The organism is Lacinutrix iliipiscaria (genome assembly GCF_042686125.1).
GTDB lineage: Bacteria > Bacteroidota > Bacteroidia > Flavobacteriales > Flavobacteriaceae > Oceanihabitans > Oceanihabitans iliipiscarium.
Genome location: NZ_JBHUOV010000002.1, coordinates 330553 through 357214, shown reverse-complemented (window position 1 = coordinate 357214; position 26662 = coordinate 330553). Strand labels below are relative to the sequence as shown.

At 32.7% G+C, this 26662-nt stretch carries 26 protein-coding genes; 20 read left to right on the top strand and 6 right to left on the bottom strand.

The features are described 5' to 3' along the window. On the top strand, positions 1-903 hold the full coding sequence (gene menA / locus ACFS5M_RS08720) for a 1,4-dihydroxy-2-naphthoate octaprenyltransferase (protein ID WP_183487937.1): 903 nt from the start codon (positions 1-3) through the stop codon (positions 901-903). 210 nt (positions 904-1113) lie between these two features. Next, a complete protein-coding gene (locus ACFS5M_RS08715; protein ID WP_183487936.1) occupies positions 1114-1791 on the top strand; it encodes a metal-dependent hydrolase in 678 nt (225 codons plus the stop codon). An 18-nt stretch (positions 1792-1809) separates the two neighbouring features. On the opposite strand, the gene ACFS5M_RS08710 is transcribed toward ACFS5M_RS08715, so the two are convergent. Next, positions 1810-2601, bottom strand: coding sequence for an SDR family oxidoreductase (locus ACFS5M_RS08710; RefSeq protein ID WP_183487935.1), 792 nt, complete (start codon positions 2599-2601; stop codon positions 1810-1812). Then, positions 2585-3490 carry a sterol desaturase family protein gene (locus ACFS5M_RS08705; RefSeq protein ID WP_183487934.1) on the bottom strand — a complete coding sequence of 302 codons (906 nt, stop codon included), beginning with the start codon at positions 3488-3490 and terminating at the stop codon, positions 2585-2587. Before ACFS5M_RS08705 ends, ACFS5M_RS08710 begins: the two co-directional genes overlap by 17 nt. A gap of 83 nt (positions 3491-3573) precedes the next feature. Here ACFS5M_RS08705 and ACFS5M_RS08700 point away from each other — a divergent pair, with 83 nt between their 5' ends. The 5 genes from ACFS5M_RS08700 to ACFS5M_RS08680 all read left to right on the top strand — a co-directional run bounded on the left by ACFS5M_RS08700 (position 3574) and on the right by ACFS5M_RS08680 (position 8944). Further along, positions 3574-4608, top strand: coding sequence for an o-succinylbenzoate synthase (locus tag ACFS5M_RS08700; RefSeq protein ID WP_183487933.1), 1035 nt, complete (start codon positions 3574-3576; stop codon positions 4606-4608). A 3-nt stretch (positions 4609-4611) separates the two neighbouring features. Continuing rightward, positions 4612-5571 (top strand): CPBP family intramembrane glutamic endopeptidase, encoded by a 960-nt coding sequence (locus ACFS5M_RS08695; RefSeq protein WP_183487931.1) that lies wholly within the window; start codon positions 4612-4614, stop codon positions 5569-5571. Further along, complete coding sequence (locus ACFS5M_RS08690) at positions 5571-6638, top strand: AMP-binding protein (RefSeq protein ID WP_183487929.1); 1068 nt, start codon at positions 5571-5573, stop codon at positions 6636-6638. Before ACFS5M_RS08695 ends, ACFS5M_RS08690 begins: the two co-directional genes overlap by 1 nt. Positions 6639-6731: 93 nt before the next feature. Continuing rightward, the gene (locus ACFS5M_RS08685; RefSeq protein ID WP_183487927.1) at positions 6732-7340 is read left to right on the top strand and encodes a hypothetical protein; all 609 of its coding nucleotides are present in this window, start codon (positions 6732-6734) and stop codon (positions 7338-7340) included. 140 nt (positions 7341-7480) lie between these two features. Further along, a complete protein-coding gene (locus ACFS5M_RS08680; RefSeq protein ID WP_183487925.1) occupies positions 7481-8944 on the top strand; it encodes a TonB-dependent receptor plug domain-containing protein in 1464 nt (487 codons plus the stop codon). Positions 8945-9003: 59 nt separating this feature from the next. Here ACFS5M_RS08680 and ACFS5M_RS08675 read toward each other — a convergent pair whose 3' ends face one another. Further along, positions 9004-10632, bottom strand: coding sequence for an acyl-CoA carboxylase subunit beta (locus tag ACFS5M_RS08675; protein ID WP_183487923.1), 1629 nt, complete (start codon positions 10630-10632; stop codon positions 9004-9006). 146 nt (positions 10633-10778) lie between these two features. Between ACFS5M_RS08675 and ACFS5M_RS08670 the strand changes: the two genes are divergently transcribed. The 6 genes from ACFS5M_RS08670 (at position 10779) to ettA (ending at position 14819) form a co-directional block, all read left to right on the top strand. Beyond that, positions 10779-11135, top strand: a complete 357-nt coding sequence (locus ACFS5M_RS08670; RefSeq protein ID WP_183487921.1) for a DoxX family protein — start codon at positions 10779-10781, stop codon at positions 11133-11135. 1 nt (position 11136) lies between these two features. Further along, positions 11137-11667 carry an NADPH-dependent FMN reductase gene (locus ACFS5M_RS08665; protein WP_183487919.1) on the top strand — a complete coding sequence of 177 codons (531 nt, stop codon included), beginning with the start codon at positions 11137-11139 and terminating at the stop codon, positions 11665-11667. Continuing rightward, positions 11667-12104 (top strand): MarR family winged helix-turn-helix transcriptional regulator, encoded by a 438-nt coding sequence (locus ACFS5M_RS08660; RefSeq protein ID WP_183487917.1) that lies wholly within the window; start codon positions 11667-11669, stop codon positions 12102-12104. The genes ACFS5M_RS08665 and ACFS5M_RS08660 overlap by 1 nt, the downstream gene beginning before the upstream one ends. Before the next feature lie 18 nt (positions 12105-12122). Continuing rightward, entirely contained in the window at positions 12123-12848 is a 726-nt protein-coding gene (locus ACFS5M_RS08655) for a pirin family protein (protein WP_183487915.1), read from the top strand. Between the two features lie 97 nt (positions 12849-12945). Next, positions 12946-13128 carry a CAL67264 family membrane protein gene (locus tag ACFS5M_RS08650; protein WP_183487913.1) on the top strand — a complete coding sequence of 61 codons (183 nt, stop codon included), beginning with the start codon at positions 12946-12948 and terminating at the stop codon, positions 13126-13128. Then, positions 13128-14819 (top strand): energy-dependent translational throttle protein EttA, encoded by a 1692-nt coding sequence (gene ettA, locus ACFS5M_RS08645; protein WP_183487911.1) that lies wholly within the window; start codon positions 13128-13130, stop codon positions 14817-14819. The genes ACFS5M_RS08650 and ettA overlap by 1 nt, the downstream gene beginning before the upstream one ends. Positions 14820-15039: 220 nt before the next feature. On the opposite strand, the gene ACFS5M_RS08640 is transcribed toward ettA, so the two are convergent. After that, complete coding sequence (locus tag ACFS5M_RS08640) at positions 15040-15291, bottom strand: hypothetical protein (RefSeq protein WP_183487909.1); 252 nt, start codon at positions 15289-15291, stop codon at positions 15040-15042. Positions 15292-15386: 95 nt separating this feature from the next. Next, positions 15387-16169 carry an MBL fold metallo-hydrolase gene (locus ACFS5M_RS08635; protein WP_183487907.1) on the bottom strand — a complete coding sequence of 261 codons (783 nt, stop codon included), beginning with the start codon at positions 16167-16169 and terminating at the stop codon, positions 15387-15389. 169 nt (positions 16170-16338) lie between these two features. On the opposite strand from ACFS5M_RS08635, the gene ACFS5M_RS08630 reads away from it, so the two are divergent. From ACFS5M_RS08630 to ACFS5M_RS08600, 7 genes are all read left to right on the top strand, one after another. Further along, positions 16339-17682: a microtubule-binding protein gene (locus ACFS5M_RS08630; protein WP_183487905.1), complete on the top strand. Its 1344-nt coding sequence runs from the start codon at positions 16339-16341 to the stop codon at positions 17680-17682. Between the two features lie 180 nt (positions 17683-17862). Beyond that, complete coding sequence (locus ACFS5M_RS08625; protein ID WP_183487903.1) at positions 17863-18909, top strand: hypothetical protein; 1047 nt, start codon at positions 17863-17865, stop codon at positions 18907-18909. A gap of 5 nt (positions 18910-18914) precedes the next feature. After that, on the top strand, positions 18915-19358 hold the full coding sequence (locus ACFS5M_RS08620; RefSeq protein ID WP_221267574.1) for a hypothetical protein: 444 nt from the start codon (positions 18915-18917) through the stop codon (positions 19356-19358). A gap of 64 nt (positions 19359-19422) precedes the next feature. After that, positions 19423-21384, top strand: a complete 1962-nt coding sequence (locus tag ACFS5M_RS08615) for an AAA family ATPase (RefSeq protein WP_183487902.1) — start codon at positions 19423-19425, stop codon at positions 21382-21384. Between the two features lie 88 nt (positions 21385-21472). Further along, positions 21473-22708 carry a DUF6638 family protein gene (locus ACFS5M_RS08610; RefSeq protein WP_183487900.1) on the top strand — a complete coding sequence of 412 codons (1236 nt, stop codon included), beginning with the start codon at positions 21473-21475 and terminating at the stop codon, positions 22706-22708. A 72-nt stretch (positions 22709-22780) separates the two neighbouring features. Beyond that, positions 22781-23326: a YtxH domain-containing protein gene (locus tag ACFS5M_RS08605; RefSeq protein ID WP_183487898.1), complete on the top strand. Its 546-nt coding sequence runs from the start codon at positions 22781-22783 to the stop codon at positions 23324-23326. Between the two features lie 95 nt (positions 23327-23421). Beyond that, entirely contained in the window at positions 23422-25134 is a 1713-nt protein-coding gene (locus ACFS5M_RS08600; RefSeq protein ID WP_183487897.1) for a hypothetical protein, read from the top strand. Here the strand turns inward: ACFS5M_RS08600 and ACFS5M_RS08595 are convergent. Then, positions 25127-26602, bottom strand: coding sequence for a helix-turn-helix domain-containing protein (locus ACFS5M_RS08595; RefSeq protein ID WP_183487896.1), 1476 nt, complete (start codon positions 26600-26602; stop codon positions 25127-25129). The genes ACFS5M_RS08600 and ACFS5M_RS08595 overlap by 8 nt on opposite strands. Positions 26603-26662 lie beyond the last annotated feature (60 nt).

Genomic DNA, 26662 nt, shown 5'->3' with positions numbered 1-26662 from the left:
ATGGCTGATTTAAAACATTGGATTGCAGCTGCACGATTAAGAACATTACCACTTTCTATTTCTGGAATCATAGTGGCATCTAGCTTTGCAGAATATAATGGGTTTTTTAATTGGCAAATATTTATTTTGGCCATTTTTACAACCTTAAGTTTTCAAATACTATCTAATTTTGCTAATGATTATGGTGATGGTGTAAAAGGTACAGATAATGAAGATCGGATAGGTCCTAAACGAGCCTTGCAAAGTGGTAAAATTTCTGCAGAAGATATGCTAGAAGTTATAAAAATAAATATTCTTGTTTGTATTATTCTTGCTTTTGCTCTCATCTTCTCTGCATTCGGAGTCAAGTATTTTGCACACACATTTATTTTCTTCATATTAGGAATGGGTGCTATTTATGCCGCTATTAGGTATACTATGGGTCATAATGCTTATGGCTATAAAGGATTAGGTGATATTTTTGTGTTTATCTTTTTTGGAGTGGTTAGTGTTATTGGTTGTTATGTTCTTTATAGTAAGCAAATAGATCATGTTGTATTTTTACCGGCTTGTGTCTTAGGATTGTTAAGTGCTGGAGTACTTAACCTTAATAATATGCGAGATATTAATTCAGATAGAAATGCCAATAAGAACACTTTAGTAGTTAAGCTCGGCCGTAAAAAAGCAAAATGGTATCACTATTTCCTTATTGTTTCTGCTATTATTATTGCTTCTCTTTTTGGTATTCTGTATTATACTAAGCCTTTAAACTTAATATTCTTTGTCGCCTTTATTCCTTTAGTCATTCATCTGGTAAAAGTGGCCAAAACTAAAAATCCAGCAGATCTCGACCCAGAACTTAAAAAATTAGCCTTAACTACGTTTCTTCTTGCTGTGCTTTTAGGAATAGGGTATTTATTGTAATCTATTTCTTATAAAAAAGACGATATTTTTTTATTTATTAGAATTAAGCCTTTGTAAATCAATTATTTATGCTTATATTTAATGAGTTGATAAATATTATCAACTTTGAAAGCTAAGGTATTAGCTTCAATTTTGGGGACTGAAAAACTCAGACAAATTCTACAATATGTCTGAGTTTTTTTTGTAATTTCCTGTTTTAATTTTAAGCTTATGAAAATTACTTTTTATGGCCATGCTAGCTTAGGTATTGAATTTGAAGATGTACATATTTTAGTTGACCCATTTATTACGGCAAATCCTAATGCATCACACATTAATATAGAAACCCTTAAAGCTGATTATATTCTACTCACTCATGCACACCAAGATCATATCCTTGATGTTGAAGCTATTGCAAAACGAACAGATGCTGTGATAATTTCTAATTATGAAATTGTGACTCATTTTCAAAAGTTAGGATTAGAAGGTCATCCTATGAACCATGGAGGTTCTTGGGAGTTTGAATTCGGTATGGTGAAATATGTTAATGCTATTCATACATCTTCGTTTCCTGATGGTAGCTATGGCGGACAACCAGGTGGTTTTGTTATTGAAGGTGAACATAAAAATATATATATCGCAGGAGATACGGCTTTGACTTTTGATATGAAACTAATCCCACTTTACACAACACTAGACTTAGCAATTCTTCCTATTGGTGATAATTTTACAATGGGTATCGACGATGCTATTCTGGCAAGTGATTTTGTAGAATGTGATAAAGTATTAGGTTACCACTATGATACTTTTGGTTATATTGAAATTGACCAAGAAGTTGCAAAACGTAAATTTTTTGATAGAAATAAAGACTTGATGTTATTAGAAATAGGAGAGAGTTTAGAGTTGTAAGGTATTAAGAACAAAAAACTACCTCACCTTACTTCGCAATACAAGTTTGTGTAGCAGTTTGGGAGATAAACGCTTCACATAAACGCCGAATTTTTCAAACTTACCAATATAAGCTTCAAATTTTTCTTTCTTAATGGCTTTAATCATTCGTTTTACAAAGACTTCGACATCTAATCCGTTTTCGGTCATGTTGTCTTGATAGCCTTGTTTAGTACCATCAGCAGTTAGTGCATTTCGTGCGACATTCGTATTTACAAACCCTGGACATATCATGGTCACTTTTACATTGTCCTTGTCGTGCTCTAATCGTAAGGCATCAAAAAAGCCATGTAGGGCGTGTTTTGCGCCACAATAAGCCGATCTATATGAAGAACTAAATTTTCCCATAAGACTAGAAACCACTACATAATGTCCAGATTGATTCGCTATAAAATGTGGTAATAAAGCTTTAGATAATGCAACTGTACCTAAGTAGTCTATTTCCATGAGCTTCCTGTCGACCTCAATAGATGTATCTATAATCGGTGAACGCTGACTAATACCTCCATTATTAATAAGTATATCAACTTGTCCAAAAGCAGTAACAGCTATGTTTGTAAGTGTTGGCATGTCATCAATTTCAGCTAAGTCTAAAGGCAAAACATAAACAAGATTAGGTTGTTTACAAAGCGTTTTAACATTTTCAAGCTCTGTTGTTCTTCGAGCAGAAAGAATGAGTTTACAATCCATCTTAGAAAGTGCTATAGCTAGGCTCTTTCCAATTCCGCTAGAGGCTCCAGTAATCCAAATGACTTTATTTTTGAAGTCCATGTTCTTTGTCTTTTAACCAATTAGCTCTTAAATCGTCACTTAAAGTACCTGTGCCATCGTGTTTCCAACCTGGTGGTTTTATTAAGTATAGCAATCTGTTTTTTATAGATTTATGCCCAGAAAATGCATCTTTAAACATGTATATCCATTCAATAAATGCAATTTTTATAGGATTGTAAGTGTCAATATTTTTAACGAGCCCATAAATCACTTTTTCATCGTCAAGTTCAGGTTGAAAAGTCCCAAATAATTTATCCCAAATAATTAAGATTCCTGCATGGTTTCGATCTAAATACAAAGGATTACTTCCATGATGTACACGATGATGAGAAGGTGTATTCATTATGGCTTCAAACCACTTTGGCATTTTGTTAATCGCTTCAGTATGTATCCAAAATTGATAGAGTAAACTTATAGACATTTGCAGCAGAATCATTCCAGGATGAAATCCTATTAGTGGTAACCACAACCAAAAAATAAAAGAATAAAAACCGCCAGACCAAGTTTGTCGCAAAGCCGTACTCAAATTATAATGTTGTGACGAATGATGCACAACATGCGATGCCCAAAATAATCGACATGAATGTGAAATACGATGAAACCAATAATAAGAAAAATCATCAGCAAAAAAGATGAGAATAAAGCTCCACCAAACTACAGGAATGGTAAACAACCTAAAATTCTCATAAATATAAAAGAAACATAATAGTACTAAAGCCTTACTGAAATAGCCTAAAAAAACATTGCCTAAACCCATTGCAATAGAGGAGAAGGCATCTTTAGTTTCGTAGGTTTTTATATGCTCTTTGGTAGTCACATATAGTTCTAATAGCATAGATACTATAAAAAACGGAATTGCATAAAGGATGATATCTGGGAATTCTGTCATTTTTTTATTTGTTAGATTTTGAGAAGTCAAAACCCATTTTGGTATGCAAAATACAAAATTTATTGCCTATTTTTGGGCAAATTATGACCGCAACTTACCAACAGTATATTTTAAATTTTAAACGCCCAAGTGGTACATCTCGTGGTATTCTTAAAACCAAAGAAACGTGGTTTATTATTCTGGAGGAAAATAAAAAGCAAGGCATTGGTGAATGTGGACTTTTACGAGGTTTGAGTGTTGATGATGTCCCTAATTACGAAGACAAGTTAAAATGGACTTGCAATAATATTCATTTAGGTTTAGATCTTTTGCTAGAAGCACTTATCGAATTTCCTAGCATTCAGTTTGGTTTAGAAATGGCATTTAAGTCGTTAAAAAGTAATCATAAATTCGAATTGTTTCCTTCTGAATTTACACAAGGAGATGATACCATTCCTATTAATGGCTTGATTTGGATGGGAACCGAAGATTTCATGAAACAGCAAGTCAAAGATAAAATTGAAGCTGGCTTCAGTTGTATAAAAATGAAAATAGGCGCTATAGATTTTCAAACAGAATTGAACCTTTTAAAATCAATTAGGCAAGAGTTTTCATCAAAAGATATAGAATTGCGTGTAGATGCTAATGGCGCTTTTCAGCCTTCAGAAGCTTTAGAAAAGTTAAAAAGACTTTCTGAATTTGATTTGCATTCTATAGAACAGCCTATTAAACAAGGTCAGTGGCAAGAGATGGCTCGACTATGCGAAGACACACCATTAGCTATTGCACTTGATGAAGAACTAATAGGTGTATTTTCGGGAACAAAAAAGAAAGACTTACTAGAAACTATAAAGCCTCAATATATTATTTTAAAACCTAGTTTTGTTGGAGGTTTTAAAGGGAGTCAAGAATGGATTCATTTGGCTAATCAACACCATGTAGGTTGGTGGATTACTAGTGCCTTAGAAAGTAATGTTGGATTGAATGCAGTTGCTCAATGGACTTACATTTTAGGAAATAAAAACCCTCAAGGCTTAGGAACAGGAAGTTTATTTACCAACAATTTTGAGAGTCCGCTACAAGTAAAAAATGGTAACTTGCAATACCAAAAAAATATAAATTGGAATTTTAAATTTTAGAATATGTATATAGCTCAAACATTTAATGTTTTACACGATTGGTGGCGTTATGTTATTGGAGTGATATTAGCAATTATTGGTGTTAGTCTTTTCTCAATGCCTCATTTTGTTGCTATTTTCGCTAAACGAATGAAGGCTGAAGTTGATATAAATAGATTAGATGATGTTAAATATTTAATGTCACTTTTTGAATCTAATGAAAACTTAATCTATATGCTTTTGCCATTTGCTGGAGGCTTATTGTTCTTAATTTTGACAGCAAAATGGTTACATAATCAGTCTTTTACACATTTAACGACATCAAGGCAAAAAATTGATTGGAAACGCTTTTGGTTTGTCTTTTTCTTTTGGGGAATTATTTCTTCTGGATTGGTATTGTTAGATTATTATTTGTCTCCTGATGAGTATGTAATAAATTTTAATTTGAAACCTTTCTTGATTCTTGCTGTTATTGCAATTCTACTAGTACCATTGCAAACTAGTTTTGAAGAGTATTTATTTAGAGGGTATTTAATGCAAGGTATTGGAGTTTTAGCAAAGAACAAATGGGTGCCATTACTGTTAACTTCTATTGTTTTCGGATTGCTGCATATTGCGAACCCTGAAGTAGAGAAACTAGGCTATGTTATAATGGTATACTATATCGGGACAGGTTTATTTCTAGGAATTATGACACTTATGGATGAAGGTTTAGAACTAGCTCTAGGCTTTCATGCGGCTAATAATTTATTCACCGCGTTATTAGTCACAGCAGATTGGACTGCTTTTCAAACCCATTCTGTACTTAAAGACATGTCAGACCCAACATCTGCTGGATTTTTTGATGTCTTTATGCCAGTTTTTGTTGTATTTCCTATCATCCTTTTCATCTTAGCTAAAAAATACAATTGGTCAAATTGGAAAGACAAGCTAGTAGGAAAAGTCGTTGAGCCTCCTAAGGAAGATTATAAAATTTTAGAGTAGTGATTCCTACTTTTAATAAAATACATAATCGCTTTAAGTTAAATAGTAGCTCCTATAATTTTGAAGAATTAAAGGAAGTCGCTTACAGTCATGTAAAAGAAGGTTTGCCTTTTGAAAAATCTATTGGCAACTTTTTAACTGATTGGTTAGATGACAAAGATTATATTTTAGTTCCTACTTCTGGTTCAACGGGAACACCAAAAACGATTAAATTACAAAAACAAGCCATGGTACATTCTGCCCTTGCTACAGGCGATTTTTTTAATCTGAAACCAGGAGATAAAGCTTTACATTGTTTGTCTTCAGATTTTATTGCTGGAAAAATGATGCTTGTGCGTGCATTAATTTTAGGACTAGAGTTAGATGTTACTGAGCCAGCTTCAATACCAGTTTTTGATTATAAAAAAGCCTACAATTTTTGTGCAATGGTGCCCATGCAACTTCAAAAAACCATAACACATTGTAGCAATATTAAAACTATTATTCTTGGAGGAGCGCCTGTGTCATCTGCTTTAAAAGCAGATCTTCAAAGTATTAACTCAAATGTCTTTGAGACTTATGGAATGACAGAGACCATTACTCACATTGCTGTAAAAAAACTAAACCATTTGAATGTTACTGATTCAGAGTTTTTTTTTCAAACCCTTCCTAATATTAAAATAACTCAAGACTCTAGAAATTGCTTAGTCATAGATGCTAAGAACCTTTCTGATAATAAAATAATCACTAATGATGTGGTTAAGTTGCATTCAGAAACAGCCTTTGAATGGCTTGGTCGTTATGATCATGTGATTAATTCTGGAGGCGTAAAAGTATTTCCAGAGCAATTAGAAGCTAAACTTTCTAAGGAAATTCCTTTTCGTTTTTTTATCAGTAAAGAAACAGATGATACTTTGGGAGAGCGTATCATTTTGGTTATTGAAGCTCCTTCAAATGAATTGAATTCTTCAGTATTTGAAGGTTTAAATAAGTTTGAAATTCCTAAAAAAATCTATTCCGTAGAAAAATTTACTGAGGCATCTAATGGTAAAGTGCTTCGTCAAAAGACTTTGAAAAAAATAAAATAACGAGTTCCCTCATTCAAAAGTATACTTCACACATTGCTGGTTTTATAGATTAAAGATTGCACATAAGTTTACACCAACTTAAAAACTAAACTTATGAAAACACTAATCCAAATGGTATTTGTATTAACGATTACAATCCAAATACAAGCGCAAGAAAAAATCATAAGAACAGAGTCAATTACTATAGAAAATGTTATTCCGTTTATGGTTGAAGAATATGCTTCGCCTTCTGAAGGTCATAATATTACGCTGTTAATTGAAACCACAAAAAGAAACTTTACAAGCGAAGAGGGTATTCTTTTAAAACAGGCTGTAAAATATGTTTCTGAGCAACTTTCTGAAGACGATTACATTTCAATTGTGGCATATAATAATTTAAATGGTATTGTGCTTGAACAAACTTCTGCTAAGAGCTTAAAGAAACTGCTTAATGTTATTAATGATTTTTCGTCACATCTAAGTTCAAAAACAAACGACGGCATCACTTTGGCTTATAACTATGCAAATGAAAATTATAAGGAAGATATAGAAAATACAGTCATAATGATTAGAAACCCAAATGGTTCAAAAGTTATAACGTCACAAGAACTTTCAAAAACTTCAGCTTTAGAAAATACAGAAGCAAAGAGACCAAAGAATAACATGGTTTTATTAACCGCAATTGCTGTGCTTCCAGAACTTATTGCAATTATAAAAGATTAGTTTATTTGTACTTCATTAAAATATGCTTTACTCATTGAAAAGGGCATTTAACGCATTCAAAAGTCTGTTTCACTCATTATAATACATTATATTGTAGTATTACTTTGTAAATTTGAGTAAACCAATAAAACCAAATTACTATGAAAACAATTATACAAATATTCTTAATCTGTGCAGTTTTTCAACTTCAAGCGCAATCAGACAAAAATAATGACAATACAATATTGACACAAAATGTTGATGAGGAAGATGAATTGGTTGTAACGGCTTTAGGACTTAAAAGAGACAAAGACGCAATAAGTTCTGCTTATACAGTGGTAGATAGCGAAGCGTTGGTTAAGGCAAATAATCCAAATATTATTGAAAGCCTTTCAGGAAAAGTTAGCGGACTTCAAATTGTTAGATCTTCTAGCGGATTAAAAGTTTATTTACGTGGTTCACGCTCACTGTTAAGCGATAATGCAGCTTTGATAGTTATTGATGGTGTGATAAGTAATGGGAGTTTTTTAGAAGCATTAAACCCAAATTCAATTAAATCTGTTAATGTAATTAAAGGTGCTAATGGTGCCGCTTTATATGGAAGTGATGCTAGTAATGGTGTTTTGGTTATTACAACTAAAGGCGGAATTAAAAAGAAAAAAATTGAACCCAAAGCTTTAAATAAACTAAAAGTATATTCAGGAAGTTTGAAAGTGAAGAATATTAAAAGTAATGCAAGTTATATGAGAGCTTATTCTTCAGCAACTTCTGCTCAAGAGGCTTATGATATATTTCTAAACCAAAGAGTAATGCACCAAGACGACCCAGCTTATTATGCTGATGTCTTTAGCTATTTTTTTAAATGGAATGCTAAAAACCAAACGAAGGCCATATTAAACTACATTTTACAAGTTGAACCAGATAATGTTGAATTATTAAAGGCTTTAGCATATAAATTAGAAGAAGCTAAAGAATATGATCTGGCAAGTTCTGTCTATCTGAATGTTTTAAAGCTGAGACCTGAAGATTCTCAGTCGTTTAGAGATTTAGCTTTAATGTATGCTGAAACCAATAAACCACAACGTGCTTTTGATTTACTGAACAGTCTCTTATTCGATAATTTAGATGAAACACTATCAAGTCCAGCAACTAATGAAGTGATAAGTATGCAGCAAATAGTAAGAAAAGAAGTGAATAATATATTGCAAAAAAATAGTGGGATTAATAAAAAAGCAATGAATAACTCTCATTCTGAAAATGCAAAATATGATTTGAGAATTGTTTTAGATTGGAATCGTGAAAATGCAGATTTAGACTTGCAGGTTATCGATCCATTATTAGAAATGTGTTTTTATAGCTATCCTAAAACTCAAATAGGAGGAACATTAACTTTAGATGTTCAAGGGACTTTTGGACCTGAAGAATTTACACTAAGAAACGCAAAAGTGGGCGATTATTATATTAAAGTAAATTATGATAATGCCGTTGATAAAAATGAAGCGCCAACCTTTTTAAAAGTTTCGACATTTAAGAATTACGGTAAGCCAAATGAAATGAAAGATGTTAAAGTTATTAGACTAAACAAGAATAAAGGTGATGATATAATAGCGAAGATTAAAGTTTAGTTTAGTAATTTTAATTGAGGAAAAAGGAATGCTTAAGCATTCCTTTTTTTGTTATAAACCTAAACCTGTAAAAGGCCTAGGTTAAATTTCTTCTCGATAGGAGCGTGGTTTGCAGCTTCAATTCCCATACTTATCCATGTTCTAGTATCTAAAGGATCTATAACTGCATCAGTCCAAATTCGTGCTGCAGCATAATAAGGAGAGACTTGATTGTCATATCTGTCTTTTATTTTATTGAATAGTTCAGCTTCTTTTTCAGCTGTAATTTTTTCACCTTTCTTTTCTAAAGATGCTTTTTCAATTTGCAATAATACTTTAGCAGCTGAGTTTCCACTCATAACAGCTAATTCGGCACTAGGCCAAGCCACAATAAGTCTTGGGTCGTAAGCTTTTCCACACATGGCATAATTTCCTGCACCATAACTATTGCCTAGAACAATGGTGAATTTTGGAACTACAGAATTACTTACAGCATTTACCATTTTTGCACCATCTTTAATAATACCACCATGCTCACTTTTACTCCCGACCATAAATCCAGTAACATCTTGTAAAAAGACTAACGGAATTTTCTTTTGGTTGCAATTGGCAATAAAACGAGTGGCCTTATCAGCACTATCGTTATAAATAACACCTCCAAATTGCATTTCTCCTTTTTTGGTTTTAACTAATTTTCGCTGATTGGCAACAATACCAACAGCCCAGCCATCAATCCTGGCGTAAGCTGTGATAATTGTTTTTCCATATCCTGCTTTATATTCATCAAATTCAGAATGGTCTACAAGGCGTTTTATGATCTCATACATATCGTATTGATCTGCTCTACTTTTAGGTATAATTCCATAAATGTCTTCAGGCTTATCCTTTGGTTTTATGGCTTTTGTTCTATTAAATCCTGCTTTATCATAGTCACCAATTTTATCAATAATATTTTTAATAGTATCTAGAGCATCTTTGTCATCTTTAGCTTTGTAGTCTGTAACACCAGAAATTTCACAATGTGTTGTCGCACCACCAAGAGTTTCGTTGTCAATACTTTCTCCAATTGCAGCCTTTACTAAGTAACTTCCTGCTAGAAAAATACTTCCTGTTTTGTCAACGATAAGGGCTTCATCACTCATAATTGGTAAGTACGCACCACCAGCAACACAGCTTCCCATAACAGCTGAAATTTGCGTAATTCCCATACTGCTCATGACAGCATTATTCCTAAAAATACGGCCAAAATGCTCTTTGTCTGGAAAAATCTCATCTTGCATTGGCAAATACACACCTGCAGAATCTACAAGATAAATTATTGGTAATTTGTTTTCTATAGATAATTCTTGAGCACGTAAATTCTTTTTTCCTGTGATAGGAAACCAAGCTCCAGCTTTAACAGTAGCATCATTTGCAACTACTATACATTGTTTTCCTTTAATATAGCCAATCTTTACAACGACACCTCCTGAAGGGCATCCTCCGTGTTCAGCATACATGTCTTCACCTGCAAATGCACCAATTTCTATGCTTTTAGATTTACTATCGAGTAAGTAATCTATACGCTCACGAGCGGTCATTTTTCCCTTTGCATGATGCTTATCGATGCGTTTTTGCCCTCCTCCAAGTTTAACTTTAGAAAGACGTTTAGTTAATTCTGAAACTAGTAATTTATTGTGATCTTCGTTTTTGTTGAAATTGATATCCATAAATAAGAATTATTTGCTACGAATTTACAAAACCAAACCTTGTATTAAAAGTGAATGTTTTGTTAAATAATATTACATGGAAATATATTCCTAGGAATATAAAATAATTTATTGTAAGTTTGTATCACTAAACAAAAATTATAATTATGAAAAAGAATAAAATTATCTTTTATGTAGCAACAGGATTGCTTACGCTATTAATGTTGTATTCTGTGAGCATGTATTTTTTTAAGCATGATGATGTTTCACAAATGTTTATCAATTTTGGTTATCCAGCGTATATCATTTATCCATATGCAGTGGCTAAATTATTAGGGTTATTTGCCATTTGGAATCCGAAGTTTAATATTATTAAAGAGTGGGCTTATGCTGGTTTTTTCTTTGCTTTTATTTTGGCGTTTTTCGCACATTATATGATAGGAGATGGGGAACAAATGGGAGCGTTAATTGCGTTGATTCTATTAATAATATCATATATTTTTAACAAAAAAGCACAAAACTAATATGAAAAAGATCATAGCCTTTGCTGGTAGTAGTAGTCAGCAATCCATTAATAAACAATTCGCTGTTTATGTAGCCAATCAAGTTCGTGGAGTACAAGTTGAAGTTTTAGATTTAAATGATTTTGAATTACCACTTTATAGTATTGATTATGAAACAGCGCATGGTATTCCAGATAATGCACAACTGTTTTTAGATAAGATTAAAAATTCAGACGGTATAGTGTTGTCATTAGCAGAGCATAATGGAGCTTATACTACAGTCTTTAAAAATATATTTGATTGGATGTCTCGTATCGATGGAAAACTATGGAATAATAAACCAATGTTGCTTATGGCTACTTCTCCTGGAGGTAGAGGCGGATCAACAGTTTTGGGAATTGCTAAAGGACGTTTTCCTTTTATGGGAGGAAATATAGTTGCTGATTTTTCTTTACCATCTTTTAATGATAATTTTTCTGACGGAAAGATCACTAATAAAGAATTGTATGAAGAGTTATCAAAACAAGTGACAATTTTCGAAAATGTAATATAATGGGTGACTTATCTAAAGATATCAATTCTGCTTTTCCAAATAATAAAGTAAAAGCAATGCTTAACATAATGTATACTGCAAATTGGATTAGCAGTTATCAGAATACTTTTTTTAAACCTTTTGGTATTTCACCGCAACAGTATAATATTTTAAGAATATTAAAAGGCGCAGGAGAGGCTTTAAAAGTGCAAACGATTAAAGAGCGTATGATAGAAAGAGCGCCAAACACTACGCGTTTAATGGATAAGCTTTGCGCAAAACATTACATAGAACGAATTCCTTGTCCAACTGATAGACGTGTCGTACATATTAAGATAACCAATCAAGGTTTAACGCTTTTAGAAGAAATATCTAAAACACATAGAGATGATTTACTTAAAAATTTAACTCAAGTTGAAGCTGAGCAATTAAGTAATTTATTAGATAAAATAAGATAAAAATAGAAAGGAAATAAAATGAAAACGATATTACGAAAAGCTGAAAACAGAGGGTTTGCAAACCATGGTTGGTTACAAGCAAATCATTCGTTTAGTTTTGCAAGTTATTACGATGAAAATAAAATACACTTTGGCGCATTACGAGTATTAAATGATGATATAATTGCGCCAAAAATGGGGTTTAGCACACATCCGCATGATAATATGGAAATTATTACTATTCCACTAGGAGGCGAATTAAAACATCGCGATTCTATGCATAACGAATGGCAATCTATTCTGCCAGGAGAAGTACAAGTCATGTCTGCAGGAAAAGGCGTTCAACATTCTGAAATTAATGGTTCGGTTCAAGAGCACTTAAGTTTATTTCAAATCTGGATCATTCCAAATAAACAGAATGTAGAACCACGTTATGATCAGAAAAAATTTAATCAGGAAGATCGAAAAAATAAGCTTCAAACCCTTGTGTCTTCTATTGAAGAGAACCATGAAGGGAGTTTAAAAATCTACCAAGATGCTACTTTGTCTCGAATAGATTTAGATAAGGATAAAACTTATAGTTATACATTAAAAAGTAAAAATCATGGTGTTTATGTTATGAATATTTTTGGGAATGTGATTATTAATGACCAAATATTAAAAACACGTGATGCTATTGAAGTTACTCAAACAGAGAAATTTATTGTCAATGCTTCAGAAGATTCTCAATTACTTTTCATTGAAGTGCCAATGATTTCATTATAAAATTTCAACTTCACCCTAAAAAGCATCTGAATTAAGATGCTTTTTTTATGCAAAAAACCGATATTTGTCTTAACTAACTAAAATTACAAATTAGATTATGGCAATGAATAAAAATACAGTATTAGCATGGGCAACATGGATTATGATTCTCGTCGGATTAGGACTTATGGCACTTGGTGCGTTTAGGTATGATGAAGTAGCAGGATGGGGATTTGCAGCAGTAGGCTTTGGCTTCTTTTGTATTGCTTGGGTGTTTAACGCTTTAAAAGGAAGAATGTAATGAGTGATGATAAAAAAATAATTTTCTCAATGTCTGGTCTAACCAAGACATTTCCTGGTGCAAATACTCCAGTTTTAAAAAATATTTATTTAAGCTTTTTTTATGGCGCTAAAATAGGAATCTTAGGTCTAAATGGTTCTGGTAAATCAACACTATTAAAGATTATTGCAGGAGTCGATAATAATTATCAAGGAGATGTTGTCTTTTCTCAAGACTATTCCGTTGGTTATTTAGAACAAGAACCGCAGCTAGATGAAGATAAAACAGTTATGGAAATTGTTAGAGAAGGTGCTGCTGAAACGGTAGCTATTCTTGATGAATATAACAGTATTAATGATCAGTTTGGTTTAGAAGAGGTTTATAGTAATCCAGATAAGATGGAAAAGCTCATGAATCGCCAAGCCGAGCTCCAAGATCAAATTGATGCAGCAAATGCTTGGGAACTCGATACAAAATTAGAAATTGCTATGGATGCCTTACGTACTCCTGATGGTGATAAAAAAATAAGTATACTTTCTGGTGGAGAGCGCCGCCGTGTGGCATTATGTCGTTTACTTTTACAAGAGCCAGATGTCTTATTACTGGATGAACCAACTAACCATTTAGATGCAGAATCTGTACACTGGTTAGAGCATCATTTAGCACAATATAAGGGTACCGTAATCGCAGTAACACATGATAGATACTTTTTAGATAATGTTGCTGGCTGGATTTTAGAATTAGATAGAGGCGAAGGTATCCCATGGAAAGGCAACTATTCTTCTTGGTTAGATCAGAAATCTAAGCGTATGGCTCAAGAAAGTAAAACAGCTTCTAAACGTCAAAAAACTTTGGAGCGTGAGCTAGAATGGGTGCGTCAAGGCGCAAAAGGCCGTCAAACCAAACAAAAAGCGCGTTTGAAGAGTTACGATAAACTTATGAGCCAAGATCAAAAACAATTAGATGAAAAATTAGAAATTTATATTCCTAATGGTCCGCGCTTAGGAACTAATGTGATTGAAGCTGTTGGAGTGAGTAAAGGCTATGATGATAAATTATTATACGAAGACTTAAATTTTAATTTACCTCAAGCTGGAATTGTTGGTGTTATTGGTCCTAATGGAGCAGGAAAGACCACAATTTTTAGAATGATAATGGGAGAAGAAACGCCTGATAAGGGCGAGTTCAAGGTTGGTGATACAGCGAAGCTTGCTTATGTCGATCAAAAACATTCTAATATAGATCCCGAAAAAACAATATGGCAAAACTTTAGTGATGAGCAAGAGCTCATTTTAATGGGAGGAAAAGAAGTAAATTCTAGAGCTTATTTAAGCCGATTTAATTTTTCAGGAGGAGAACAAAACAAAAAAGTTAAACTGCTTTCTGGTGGTGAAAGAAACCGTTTACATTTAGCAATGACGCTCAAAGAAGAAGGTAATGTATTGCTTTTAGATGAGCCTACTAATGATTTAGATGTCAACACATTAAGAGCTTTAGAGGAAGGGCTTGAGAATTTTGCTGGCTGTGCTGTAGTCATTTCGCATGATAGATGGTTTTTAGATAGAATATGCACACATATTTTGGCATTTGAAGGCGACAGTCAAGTCTATTTCTTTGAAGGGAGTTTTAGTGATTATGAAGAAAATAAAAAGAAACGTCTTGGAGGCGATTTAATTCCTAAACGAATAAAATACAAGAAGTTAATTCGATAATAAAAAAGCCAGCTATTGCTGGCTTTTTTATTCGTATAAGTTGCCTGAGTCTAATTTAAAATCAGAGACTACATCGAGTTCTTTTATTGCTTTAAAATTTTTGTCAAAGGTATTTATCTCAGTTTCAATAGACTGAGTATACTCGTTAGCGTAAAGAAGTTTTTTTGCTTGTATGGCTAGTATAAGAACAAGAAGCATAAAAAGGATAATGAAAATAATTTCAATCATCACTAGGTTCTTTTTTTCTTTGGTACATATGACCTTCGGTGAAATCGGTATATTCTTTTTCTTCTTCTTTTATTAATTCATCAGAAGCCTTTATTAATTTATCGTTTTCAGCTTTTAATTTATAAGACTTCCTTATACCTAGAATTAATAGTATTAAAAAGAAAAAGGAGCATATGCCTAATATCCAAACAACGTTAATCTGTTCTAATAAGGCAATAGTTTTGTATGTATATAGGGTACGCATAAATAGTGTCGTAGGCTAAATAATTTGGGTTATTTGTTTTCAAATATATAATAAATTTTTGAAGTAAAGTGCTAGTAGTGAAAATTTTATAGCATTCAATACCAATCTAATTGAATGACTTCAATGTCTTTATTTTGTGAATTCACTAAAGTTTTAAATAAGGTGACATCACTTAAGCCTTCAGTACCTCTATAATGATAAGGAAACACTTTTTTCGGCTTAAATTCTAGAACAGCATCTGCGGCACTTTCTACAGGCATAGTCCAAGGTAAATTCATACACACGAAGGCAATATCGATATTTTTTAGAGCTCTCATTTCAGGAATATCTTCTGTGTCTCCAGAGATGTATATACGGTCGCTTCCAAGAGTAACCACATAACCATTACCTCTGTCTTTTGTGTGGTATTGTAAGGCTTCTTCACGTAAGTTATACATTGGTATGGCTTCAATGCCAATCTTAGTGGTTCCAATATTCAAATCAATACTTTGAAAATTAGACATTACTGAAAGATCGGTTTTTAATGCTTCAGGTAATTTTTCCGCAACAGCTAATGGTGCAATAATTTTTGAATTAGGCGCTATAACTGCTTGTAGTGTTTCTGTATTTAGGTGGTCTGCATGAATATCAGTAATTAAAATCAATGATGGTTTTTTCATGTTTTTATATAATTCTGTTCCTCCAACAGGATCAACATAAAGCACAACATTTTCATATTCTAAAACCAAAGAGCCATGAGAAATAGGTAATATATTGACCTTATTATTTTTTACAATTGGAGCTGTAGTTGGAGTGTCTTCAGTTGTTGCTTGTTTTTCATTTTTACAAGACACTAGTATTAAACTAATTATAAAACATTGGTATATTATTTTTTTCATGATGAATGAATTTAGTATTTAAAGATAGTCACTTCTTCTAAGAAATTAAACTTTGTAACAAAATATATGTATTTGCTACCAATATTTTAGGTATTTATATTTCAAAAACGATATTTTTTATCGAAATTGCTTAACCAAAAAATTGTTCAACTTAAATACAATATAGAATATGTCTGATGATTTTGATTTATTAGAAACAAATTCCGAAGAAAAAACGGAAAAGGTAGATGTTAATTGGGGAAAAGCCATAGACCAAATGAAGTCGAAACTGGCTCAAGAAGATGATCCTGAAAGTCGCCAGAAAATATTAAACGCCACATTAGATAATGTTGTCGATATGGCAGAAAAAGACAGAACAACACTTCTAGATGCGATAAAAGATCTAACAGACTACCAAGATGAAGTCGGTATTATGTTCGAAGGCTTTTCTGCTTTAAATGCCGAAGAGCAAAAAGTCATCGATGATGCTATAAAACGTTTAGAACGTGCTAAAGTTGAACTTGAAGATGCTAACAGTAAACCAGATACATGGTGGAATAACCTTTGGGGAAGAAAAAGTAAAATAAGAAATGCAGAGGAGGAACTAAAAAATGCTCAGCAAGAGCGAAATGCGGCAGATAATAAAGCTAAAGCTTTATTTCAACAACGTATCGAAAGTGCAGATGTTCAAACCTTATTAAATGAGCTGTCTTTTAAAAGCCAAGCTGCTGTTAAACGTTTAAAGGATAGAGAGCTAGAAATTAAAGAAGTTGAAGAAAGCCTAAAAACGGCAATTGTAGAAGCCAGCAATAATCACACAAAGGCGCTTCAAAAGAAAAAAGAAGTCGAAACACAACTAGAAGAACAATACGCTTTATTAAAACAAGCACGTCAGGCTTTAGAAGAGGTTGCTGACAAACAATCTACTGAGTATTCAGATGCTTTAGCAAAAGTCACTCAATTAGAACAAAAAGTAGAAGAACTCGAAGGCCTTAAAAATGCATATACAACTTTAGCGGCTTCTAAAGATAGTTTTGTGCATAAGCATAATTTGACCATTAAGGTCTTAACATCTTTACGTAGTAATTTACAAACACATCGTGCTAAATTAAAGTCAGATACAGACGAGCGTCTTAAATATTATGATGGCTATATCGTGGCATTAAAAGCGAGAACAGATCAGGAATTTGCAGCCATTTTAGAGCATTTAGGTGTGAAAACCGACGAGCATATTGGCGAAACCCTAGCAGCAATGCATACAGCAAGTGCTAAAGCACGCCAAGAAATGATGGATAATATTCCAGTGCATGAAAAAGTCATGCAAGGCGTTTATGGTAGCTATGCTGAGGCTTTAAAAGAAATTAGAACCAAAGATGCTGCCATTCAGCAAAATTTTGCAGAGCGTTACGGCATCGATATGAAAGCCATTTTCGATGAGTATTATAATGCTGATCCAAATGCGCCTACTGATGGAGGAGGAGAGCCTGAAGGCGAGCCAAAACCTGAAGCTAATGACGATGATTTATTGTCTTAAAACAATTTGGGCGTTACCAAGACGTCTTTTATGAAACCGTCTTGGTCGCGCTTTCTCAAGTCGCTTTTATTTTTCGGTCATTCCGTATTTCAATACAGAACCCATTAACAAAAAATAAAGAGCTCCAACAATTGTTCAATCGCTAACGCAATACAATTTTAGAAAACTCGTGTCCTAAAAATGATAGTAACTCCTTTAGATTCAGCAGTACTCGATTCCAAAGAGCAATACGTTTTCTATCATAAAATGATAGATTTTGCACTCAAAGAACTCATAGTAGCTGTACAACAAAACCAAATTTGCAACGAACAGGAAGTCCTCTTGTTTAAACAATATTGCGATTTGTTGCTCTATTCTATCGAAGCCATGCGTGTAAAATACATGTATGATGAAGAAGAAAACATGAAAGTCGATTTAACAGACTCTGGTTTTCCTAACTATCTTGAGTTTCGTTACCTTTTTAATGACTTAGAGTTGCGTGAAGATTATCTAGGAAAGCTCACTAATGTAGATGTTTTAAAGGAAGAATTTCTTGATTCATTATTAAGAAAAAAAGAGCCTATTGCTAAGCGTAAGCTTTTTCAAGCGGCTTCAATTGTCTATTATACATCAGCTAAAAAAGAATATATTTTCAACCGATTTGTACAAGGTAAAATTATTAAAGCTCACGAAGGTGCTTCTGGATCGTATTTGGTAAGTTGGAGTTTTTATGATGTGTCACACAATAGACCTTTTATTTGTTATATGTATTTTGATTATGATGGTAGTGACGCCTTAAAAGAAAAGGAAGACATTTACGCTACACTTAAATCTGTTGCAGATCGTGAAATGACTCTAGATACAATGGCTTATGCAATAGATAAACGTTTGCCTAAAGTGTATCCAAAGCAAATCAAACGTGTCGACTTAGGGCCAATACATAATGTGTTTGCAAAAGATGAAAACCAAGTTACACATGCTATTCTAGAAGGTGTAGCCAATAAAACAATTCCTTTAAATTCGTATGCAATTTCTTTTAAAATTGATGAAGTCAGTTCTAAAAGTGAATTTAAAGAAGGAGGTTTTTTTAGTAAGCAAACCTTTCAAAAATGGGACAATATTTTTAGAGAAAAATATGTGTTTGCACCTCATAGAATAATACAATTGTTATACAACAAAACCCCAGAAATTATGAATAAGCTCGCTAAAGCGCCAATTCAAATTGCAGATTTAAATATCAAAAACTAATTCTTATGAAAAATTTTATTGTATTAATTCTTATAGTGATTTCATCTAGTAGTTTCTATGCACAATCCTCTCCGGAAGAAATGGTTGAAAAGTTTTTTGAAAAATATAAAACCGAAGGTTCAACAACTGCATTAAATTATCTCTATAGTAAGAACGATTGGGTAAGTCAGTCTAGCGATGATGTGATATTGCTTAAAAATCAAATGGAAGCTCTTAAAGAAGACTACGTTGGAAAATATTATGGTTATGAGCTAATCTTAGAGAAAAACCTATCTGATAGTTATGTATTAAAAAGCTATTTAGTAAAGTATGGTAGACAACCTCTCAGATTTACTTTTCAATTTTATAAACCTAATGACGTATGGGTTTTTCATGGATTTAGTTATGATGCTAATTTAATTGAAGAAGTCAAAGAAGCTGCTAAACTGTATAATTTCAGATTGCACTAGAGACCAAAAAGTAAAATAATATAATCTGGCTGCTTATGCAAAAGGACCACTGAACACAAAAAACATGGAACACAATTCAACTTTTCCTATAAAACAAAATGAACTCGATATGCTTCGCGATGAAGCCACATCGTATTTAAAATCAGTTCAATGGGAGCAAGGGCAACGTGCTAAGAACAAAGAAAACAATGATAAAGACGAATCTATTCTTTTGTATTTGTCTAGAGCTAATAATGGAAGCAATGTGAATGTGACTTCAGTGTCAAAAACGATTCTCGCATTAAAAAAGCGTTTGCTGCCAGAATCGGTTGCTATTCCTATTCATTTAAATCAGACTTTATATGCTGTTCAAGAAGGGATAACTCTTGGTATTTGGATAAAAGATAGTTATTATGATGCCTCTGGCTTGTCAAGTTTAAGTGAAAATAAGTCAGTTTTAGATAGTTCTGGAAAACGGGAATACGAAAGTAAAATGCATACGGCAACTGCGTTTATGTTATTCGCTTCAGCATATAAGATTTTACATGATTTAAAACCGCATGCTTCAGACGATTTAAGCGTGATGAAACAAAAGTTTGCTGGTATTCCTGAGGTCTCATTAATGTCGCCTTTAAAAGGAATTTCGTGTAGTCTGTTTTATTATGATAAGTATTTAGGACATCCAGAAATTATTAAATCTGATAAAGATGTGATTGATTTTTCTGTAGTATATTTTGAAGCGCTTATTGATGAGATTCAATTGCGTAAAAGTAGTTTAGAATATACAGAAACTATTGTCGATAGAACGTATAAGCTAGAAAACTCTGATTTTGCTATTTCTGGTTGGGATAATGTGTTTCAAGGAACGGCAAAAAGCGTTGAATTTAATAAAATTGAATTCGAGCAAATTGTAGGAAATAGAGATGCAAAGCATTTTGCACGTCGTTTAACCGAACGCATGTTGAGTTACGACTTTGAAGCTAAGAAAAACCCTTTTCAAGAATTAGGTGGTTTTATGCCAGTTTTTATGGGTTATGGTATTCCTGGAACAGGAAAAAGTATGCTAATTGCCGCTATTGCAACACGTTTAAAAATGCATTGCGATAATTTAGATATTCCATTTCTATTTCATCCTATGCCAGATACTTTAATTAGTACATTTCAAGGTGGTTCTGCCGAAAAAATGGTGGAGTGGATGAAGCCTTTACAGGATCCTTCTAAGTTAATATTTGCACCAATTGATGATGCAGAGAATAATTTGCAAGAACGTACAGCTCAAGGAGTTTCAGCAGGTGTAAAAGAGGTTATTGGTGTGTTTCTTCGTTATACTGAAGGCGCTTATGCCGTAAACTATGGTAATAGTTCAATAGGTTTGTTTACTAACCTACCAGAAATGCTAGACAAAGCGGTCATTTCAAGAGTACAAGGACGGTTTTTAATTGATGGTGCTCGAACAGAGCACGATTTTTTAGATCAAGATCATTTATGGTGGAGAAAATTAGACACGACAATGCCTGATTTTGTTAATATGCAAGGTCCCGAAAACTATAGCTATCTTCAAGATCAAGGCTTAGCTAAAAATATGGGTGAAATTTTAAATGTTTCAAATAAACCAACAGAAGAACGTGTTTTAGAAGCGTATAATAAAGTAGAAAAGCATTTTAAAACGAATCACCATTTGTTTTATGCGAACTTATATGTAGAGATTCAAAAAATATTTCCTTTCTTTTCATCTCGAGATGTTCGTAATATTCAAAGTGCAGTTTCACTTCGTTTAACCGATTTTGATTTAGAAGAAGATTGGTTTGATAATCCAGAAATCTATTTCAAAAAAGATTATGACACTAAGTTTAATATGCTTCAGGAATTAATGCGTGCCAATATGAAAGGTTTAGATTTTTCTGAAATAAGACGACAAGAAGTGGTGCGTTATTTAGATAATGTGGCTACTATTGCTGATACTGATTTTAAACGTAAAGTCGATGCGAGAATCAATCAATTAAATATTGATTTAGAGGCTAGAGAACAATTCAATAGTAACAAATAATAGGTAAAAACACTAGGTGAAAGTTTGAAAATAGAGCGAAATATTTAACTTTTTCTTTATAACTTTTGTCTTTTAGCTTAAAGAAAATATGCAAAAACTTAAAGCAGCTAATTTATATCAAAGTGAACTTATTCCAGTAAGCGGAAAGTTGGTAGAACGCTATAATAAGTGTTTAATTAAGCTTGGGTTTGAGTCGACTAAACTTAAAAGTTTTTCTATCGATGGTATAGGTTGGAGTCCTGAAATTGCTGAAGAAAAAGGGAATATGCACTATTTAAATCATGGCGATGCTAATCCGCATGGAATTATTATTACACCATTGCAAAAAGGAAAGCCTGTTTATATTCCTTACCATACTTTTGATCGTGAAATGATGAAGTTCATTTTTAATACTTACGAATCAAAAATAAATGATATTACTAGAGATTGTGCTATTTGTTTAGATTTTGACCAGCAGATTGATGCTTTTTATGAACCCTTAGATGTGCTTAAATATGATGTTGTTTCTATTAATTTTCATTTAATTAATGAGCTGTATCATGTACAGAAAGAACAGTTTCAACTTATTGAAACTTTTAAGTCTGAGAACAATTTTATTGACGAAGATTTACATCAAAAACTATTAAACTCCGCTAGAACGTATGGCGATTTACGTCATCGTGATTTAGAGTTACCAACCATTCAGTTTAAAACCAACTCTTTTTATACAAGAGCCTTAGGTGGTGTTTATGTCTTGCGCGATTTTATTTCGGAAATCGTCGTTTTTGAAGACGAGGAATGGTATAAAGAAGCTATAAAAGATACGATTCACGACGTGCTAATTTATCATATCGAACAGCCTGAACTCATGGATAAATTGCGAGATCATTTGCTTATTGAATGTGATTTAGAAAAGGTTGTAAAAACGAAACATTATCAGCGTGTAAAAAAAATAATGCTAGCCACAGAGTTAAAAGATATAAAGCATCCAATTAAAGATATTCTAGATGATAAGGTGTTGTTTAGACGTTACCTTAATACAATTGATGCAAAAGCCTTGAAGCGTGTAAATGGTGTCGAGATTTATTTAGAGCGTTTAGAGCGTAGTAATGCCTTCAAAATACATGATTTAGTCGATCAGAAGTTCTACGATGCTTTACATGAACCACATTCTTCTTTAGATGTAAAACATCAAGATTTAATGTGGAAGCTCCTCGTTAATGTATCTCCAAAAGATGTTTTATTTTTATATTGGTATGATAAAGAGGAATTCTATAATTTATATAAAACCTGGGATGATTCTATGAAAGATTGGGTTATTGCAACAATTAGTAACAATATATAAAGAAATTAGACTAACTTAGTAAGACAACTATTTAGACATCATTAGATTAAAAAATAGTAAAAACAAAAAACAATGGGATTAGAAATTATCATATTTATAGCAGCAATACTTTTTGGTATTTTTATCTATTGGAGAGAATCTAATGGAAATGGGTTGTACCGATTTATAAACAAAATAGTTAATAGTAAAGAATTACAAATGAAACCCAATAATAAAAAAGGATTTGTCTTCGGACAAGCTTTTTTGCCTAGATTGGTTTATGTAACAGGTTTTTTACTACTTGTTGCCATGGTGCTACAATTCTTAACACCTTTTAAAATATTTGCAAGTTATAACGGAGTTTCTGCCTTTGCATCAGTCATTGCTGGAACATTAATCGGAACTTATGTCGCAAATTTTGTAATTAAATCTGGAGATGTTATTGAAGAAAAAAGCGATTCCATTGAAGATGTTTTTCATGACACTATTGAGAAAGGAAAAGATTTTATTGAAGATATAAAGAACAAAGGAGAGCAAGCTATTGAGTCTACATCAGATAAAGTAAGCGATGCAAAAGAAGAGGTTAAAGAGGAAGCTAAAAGCGCAAGAGAGCGCTTGAAAGATAAAGGGTTAATGTAGTATATTTAGTATTACATGTGAATGACTTCTCGAGCGCAGTCGAGAGGTTATAAATTAGGTCACGACTGCGCTCGACCAGACAGAAAAAAATAAGAATGATAAAAAACTACTGGAATAAAGGAGGAAAACAAAAAGCAATTGTGATTATAACATCACTTATATTGCTTGTCGCATTATTTGTTTTAAGAGACGATTATCAACCTGCTCTGCTATTTTTAAGAAAATATATTTTCATTATTTTATTAAGTCTTATCGTTTTGTTTTTAGGCTTGCGAAAATTTAGAAGTTCTGCAGCTGGAGGAAAACGAATAGGTATTTTGTTTTTGCTGATTTTGTTCTTCGGCGTGTTATATGGTGTAGGTTGGCATTTTAAAATGTACGATTATATAAAGACATATAACGTTTTTAATAACTTGAATAAAATTGAAATTAATGAATTGCCTTTAACTCAAAACGAACGTATTCAGCCACTTCGAAATATTTTTTCAATGGCCAATGAAAGTGTAGGAGAAACAAAGGATGTGTCTCTTCCTCATTTAGTTCGTGTAGATGGTTTAAATAAATGGACAATGGCAATTCAGCCTACCGAAAAGTATGTTTGGCAAGGTATAAGTGATAACACTGAAGAAGTTTTTTCAGTATCAAGTACAACGCCTTTTCCTCGTTTTTCAAATGAAAATCGTATTCCTGTTACTTTTTCTATTGGTGAATCATTGAAGTTTAGTAGAAATACTTACAATGCAGTAGTGCAGCGTTTTAACGCTTGGATGCTCTTTAATTATGAACCAAGCGATACATTTTACATGAAGAATGATTCAGGTGAATGGGTAGAAGTTGTGAGCTTAATTAAATGGAAAGGTTTTTTCTTTCCTTATCCAACCTTTGGAGGTGTTATGGTTATAGACAATGGAGAGCATACTTTTAGCGATTATGTTGAGCGTATTTTAATTGGGAAAGGCACATATATCTCTCCCGAAGAAATGAAAAATCATCCTTATTTAATAGGGCAAAATACTTTGTCAGAAAAAGTTTCGAGATTACAAGCGGAATCGCTTAAGTTTCTTGGAGGATTTAATGATCCCTTACCTTGGAATATGGAAACAGCTGTGAAGATTCCTGATTTACCAGATGACCAAAATCAGCAGCCTTTTGTAACCGATTTTGATTTTTCTGATACTAAAGAAAGTGCTTATAGCGGATTGTATCATTGGTTCGGATTAGAGCCAGTTGGCGATGAACGTACTAGCTTAACATTTAGTGTATTCGTTCCTGCAGATGGTTCAGATAAGTTGTACTATTATGATCATGCAACCAAAAAACAAGGGTATGCTGGTGTGTCTGCAATGCCACTAAAAGTGATCGAATCCCGAAAAGAATATGATTGGTCTGTAAATAAACCTGTTGAGTTTAGACCATATATAAAAAATATAGCAGGACGTAAACGTATGTTTTTCCTCGGAACCATTTCTGCAATTAAAGATGCTAATTCTCAATTTGATGGTTCGGCAACTCCAGATTTAGCCTTAATTGATAGTGAGTATCGTGATGTGGTTTGGATTGATGCTAAGCATCCTAGTCAGTGGGAGAAATCGGTTTACGATCAACTCAATGAAGCTTGGCGTGCAAGTGAAGGAATTGGGTATTATTATGAAAGTGAAGCTAAAACTGTAGAAATGGCTCAACAAATTTTAGATTCAATAAAAGCCATTCCTGCTGCAGATAAAGCAACATTGCAAATTGAAGAATTACAGAGGCAAATAGACTCTATTAAAGCTTCAAAACAAGAAGAAAAAGAAGTTTCTAACTAAATTTCTTGTGTAATTCGGTAACTACAGTTTCAATTTTCTGGTTTTCCATGGCTTTGTTTAGCCAAACAGGAGGTGATTGTCTTGCTTCACAGTCTTTTATGGCACAACGCTGACATGTTACTCCAACATCCAATGTTTTTATTGAGGTATCCTCTAAGAAGTTTACTTTTCGCTCTAGCTGTTTGTTAATTAGTAATCCTATACTTATACTTCTGTAATGGTTGTCTTTAAAAGGGTCTTTTGTTGCTGAAGAAAATACTAAATACTTCATTTTGTCATCTGGATAATGTGAAATTTGCATTGCAAATTCATGCGTTTTGTTGCTGTTTTCAATATCTTTTAGTACGCCTAACGAAGCCCAACGCCTGCAATAAAACTCATTAGTTTCATTGGCATGAGGTGAGTGTTGATGCGATAAATGCAGCTCTTTTTTAAGATGAAACTTGTTGCTTTTTGCTTCATGTGTAAATCGCAAAAAGAATAAATTATGAATATTAAAGTCTTTTGGAAGAATATTAGTTATTCGTTGGTAAAAAGATTCAGGTGAAGCATTAAAAGTGTGCATCATCTTTAAAAACAATTTCTCATCAAACCTATCCTTTTCAAAAATAGTACTTAATTGATTGCTTATTGTGGTTCTTGGTAAAATTAATGCTCCAGCAAAATAGGAGGCGTAAAAATTATTCAGCACTTGATCAAAATTATCGAATTTTATCCATGAAAAAGTAAATAAGCGATCTTTTAATTCAAGGTAATTATATGCTAATTCCTTAGCATAAATAAAAGTTTTTTGAGCTTCGTCAATGGTATTTGCTAGCAATAAGGTTTTTTTCTTTGGAACAAAAATTGAGCGTAAATCTGATAAACTTTCATGTTTGTTTAATTCGTTCTGATTAATGGTGTAGCCATATTCCTCAATTAATATTTCTTCCAATTCTTTAGAAGTTATGGTTTGATTTAAATCAATTTGATATGCTTTTGCAAACTTTAAAACACTGTTCTCTAAATCTTCAAAATAATTATTATTTGCTTCTTGTAAAGAACGAACGGAAGCAAGATAGAAGTTCTCGCGACTAAAGTTGTAATGTTGTGCGATCTCTATAATAGTACTAATAAAGGCATTTACTTTTGTAGGAGCGTTTGCTACTATTTCTATGAGTGTGCTCTCTTTAATGCCAAAGATTTCCAGAGGAATCTCTTTTAAGATTTTTGACTTTAGTATTTCTCCTATTGGAGCTAAGTTTTTATCTAGTTTTAAGGAAACCATTTGGTCGTATGGAACGTCTAATTTTTCCGCGAGGATAGCAATTTTGTCAGGTTTCGGATATTTTTTTCCTTTCTCAATTTCATTTAAATAGGACTTTGATAAGCCTGAAAGTTTAGATAAACCAAATAGTGACAAATTCTTGTCAGTCCTTATCTGCTTTAACTTTAATCCTAATATTAGCTTGATGTATTCTTCTTCCATAAAACAAATATAATCAATTTTGCGAATATCAAACATTTTGCGAATTAAAAAATTTAGCGA

Coding starts and splice junctions, on each gene's coding strand:
- ACFS5M_RS08680 (WP_183487925.1), top strand. CDS start 7,481: ATGAAAACAATTATACAAATATTCTTAATCTGTGCAGTTTTTCAACTT.
- ACFS5M_RS08620 (WP_221267574.1), top strand. CDS start 18,915: ATGAAAAATTTTATTGTATTAATTCTTATAGTGATTTCATCTAGTAGT.
- ACFS5M_RS08670 (WP_183487921.1), top strand. CDS start 10,779: ATGAAAAAGAATAAAATTATCTTTTATGTAGCAACAGGATTGCTTACG.
- ACFS5M_RS08630 (WP_183487905.1), top strand. CDS start 16,339: ATGTCTGATGATTTTGATTTATTAGAAACAAATTCCGAAGAAAAAACG.
- ACFS5M_RS08640 (WP_183487909.1), bottom strand. CDS start 15,291: ATGCGTACCCTATATACATACAAAACTATTGCCTTATTAGAACAGATT.
- ACFS5M_RS08710 (WP_183487935.1), bottom strand. CDS start 2,601: ATGGACTTCAAAAATAAAGTCATTTGGATTACTGGAGCCTCTAGCGGA.
- ACFS5M_RS08610 (WP_183487900.1), top strand. CDS start 21,473: ATGCAAAAACTTAAAGCAGCTAATTTATATCAAAGTGAACTTATTCCA.
- menA (WP_183487937.1), top strand. CDS start 1: ATGGCTGATTTAAAACATTGGATTGCAGCTGCACGATTAAGAACATTA.
- ACFS5M_RS08660 (WP_183487917.1), top strand. CDS start 11,667: ATGGGTGACTTATCTAAAGATATCAATTCTGCTTTTCCAAATAATAAA.
- ACFS5M_RS08600 (WP_183487897.1), top strand. CDS start 23,422: ATGATAAAAAACTACTGGAATAAAGGAGGAAAACAAAAAGCAATTGTG.
- ACFS5M_RS08665 (WP_183487919.1), top strand. CDS start 11,137: ATGAAAAAGATCATAGCCTTTGCTGGTAGTAGTAGTCAGCAATCCATT.
- ettA (WP_183487911.1), top strand. CDS start 13,128: ATGAGTGATGATAAAAAAATAATTTTCTCAATGTCTGGTCTAACCAAG.
- ACFS5M_RS08675 (WP_183487923.1), bottom strand. CDS start 10,632: ATGGATATCAATTTCAACAAAAACGAAGATCACAATAAATTACTAGTT.
- ACFS5M_RS08705 (WP_183487934.1), bottom strand. CDS start 3,490: ATGACAGAATTCCCAGATATCATCCTTTATGCAATTCCGTTTTTTATA.
- ACFS5M_RS08605 (WP_183487898.1), top strand. CDS start 22,781: ATGGGATTAGAAATTATCATATTTATAGCAGCAATACTTTTTGGTATT.
- ACFS5M_RS08650 (WP_183487913.1), top strand. CDS start 12,946: ATGGCAATGAATAAAAATACAGTATTAGCATGGGCAACATGGATTATG.
- ACFS5M_RS08695 (WP_183487931.1), top strand. CDS start 4,612: ATGTATATAGCTCAAACATTTAATGTTTTACACGATTGGTGGCGTTAT.
- ACFS5M_RS08685 (WP_183487927.1), top strand. CDS start 6,732: ATGAAAACACTAATCCAAATGGTATTTGTATTAACGATTACAATCCAA.
- ACFS5M_RS08595 (WP_183487896.1), bottom strand. CDS start 26,602: ATGGAAGAAGAATACATCAAGCTAATATTAGGATTAAAGTTAAAGCAG.
- ACFS5M_RS08715 (WP_183487936.1), top strand. CDS start 1,114: ATGAAAATTACTTTTTATGGCCATGCTAGCTTAGGTATTGAATTTGAA.
- ACFS5M_RS08635 (WP_183487907.1), bottom strand. CDS start 16,169: ATGAAAAAAATAATATACCAATGTTTTATAATTAGTTTAATACTAGTG.
- ACFS5M_RS08625 (WP_183487903.1), top strand. CDS start 17,863: ATGATAGTAACTCCTTTAGATTCAGCAGTACTCGATTCCAAAGAGCAA.
- ACFS5M_RS08700 (WP_183487933.1), top strand. CDS start 3,574: ATGACCGCAACTTACCAACAGTATATTTTAAATTTTAAACGCCCAAGT.
- ACFS5M_RS08615 (WP_183487902.1), top strand. CDS start 19,423: ATGGAACACAATTCAACTTTTCCTATAAAACAAAATGAACTCGATATG.
- ACFS5M_RS08655 (WP_183487915.1), top strand. CDS start 12,123: ATGAAAACGATATTACGAAAAGCTGAAAACAGAGGGTTTGCAAACCAT.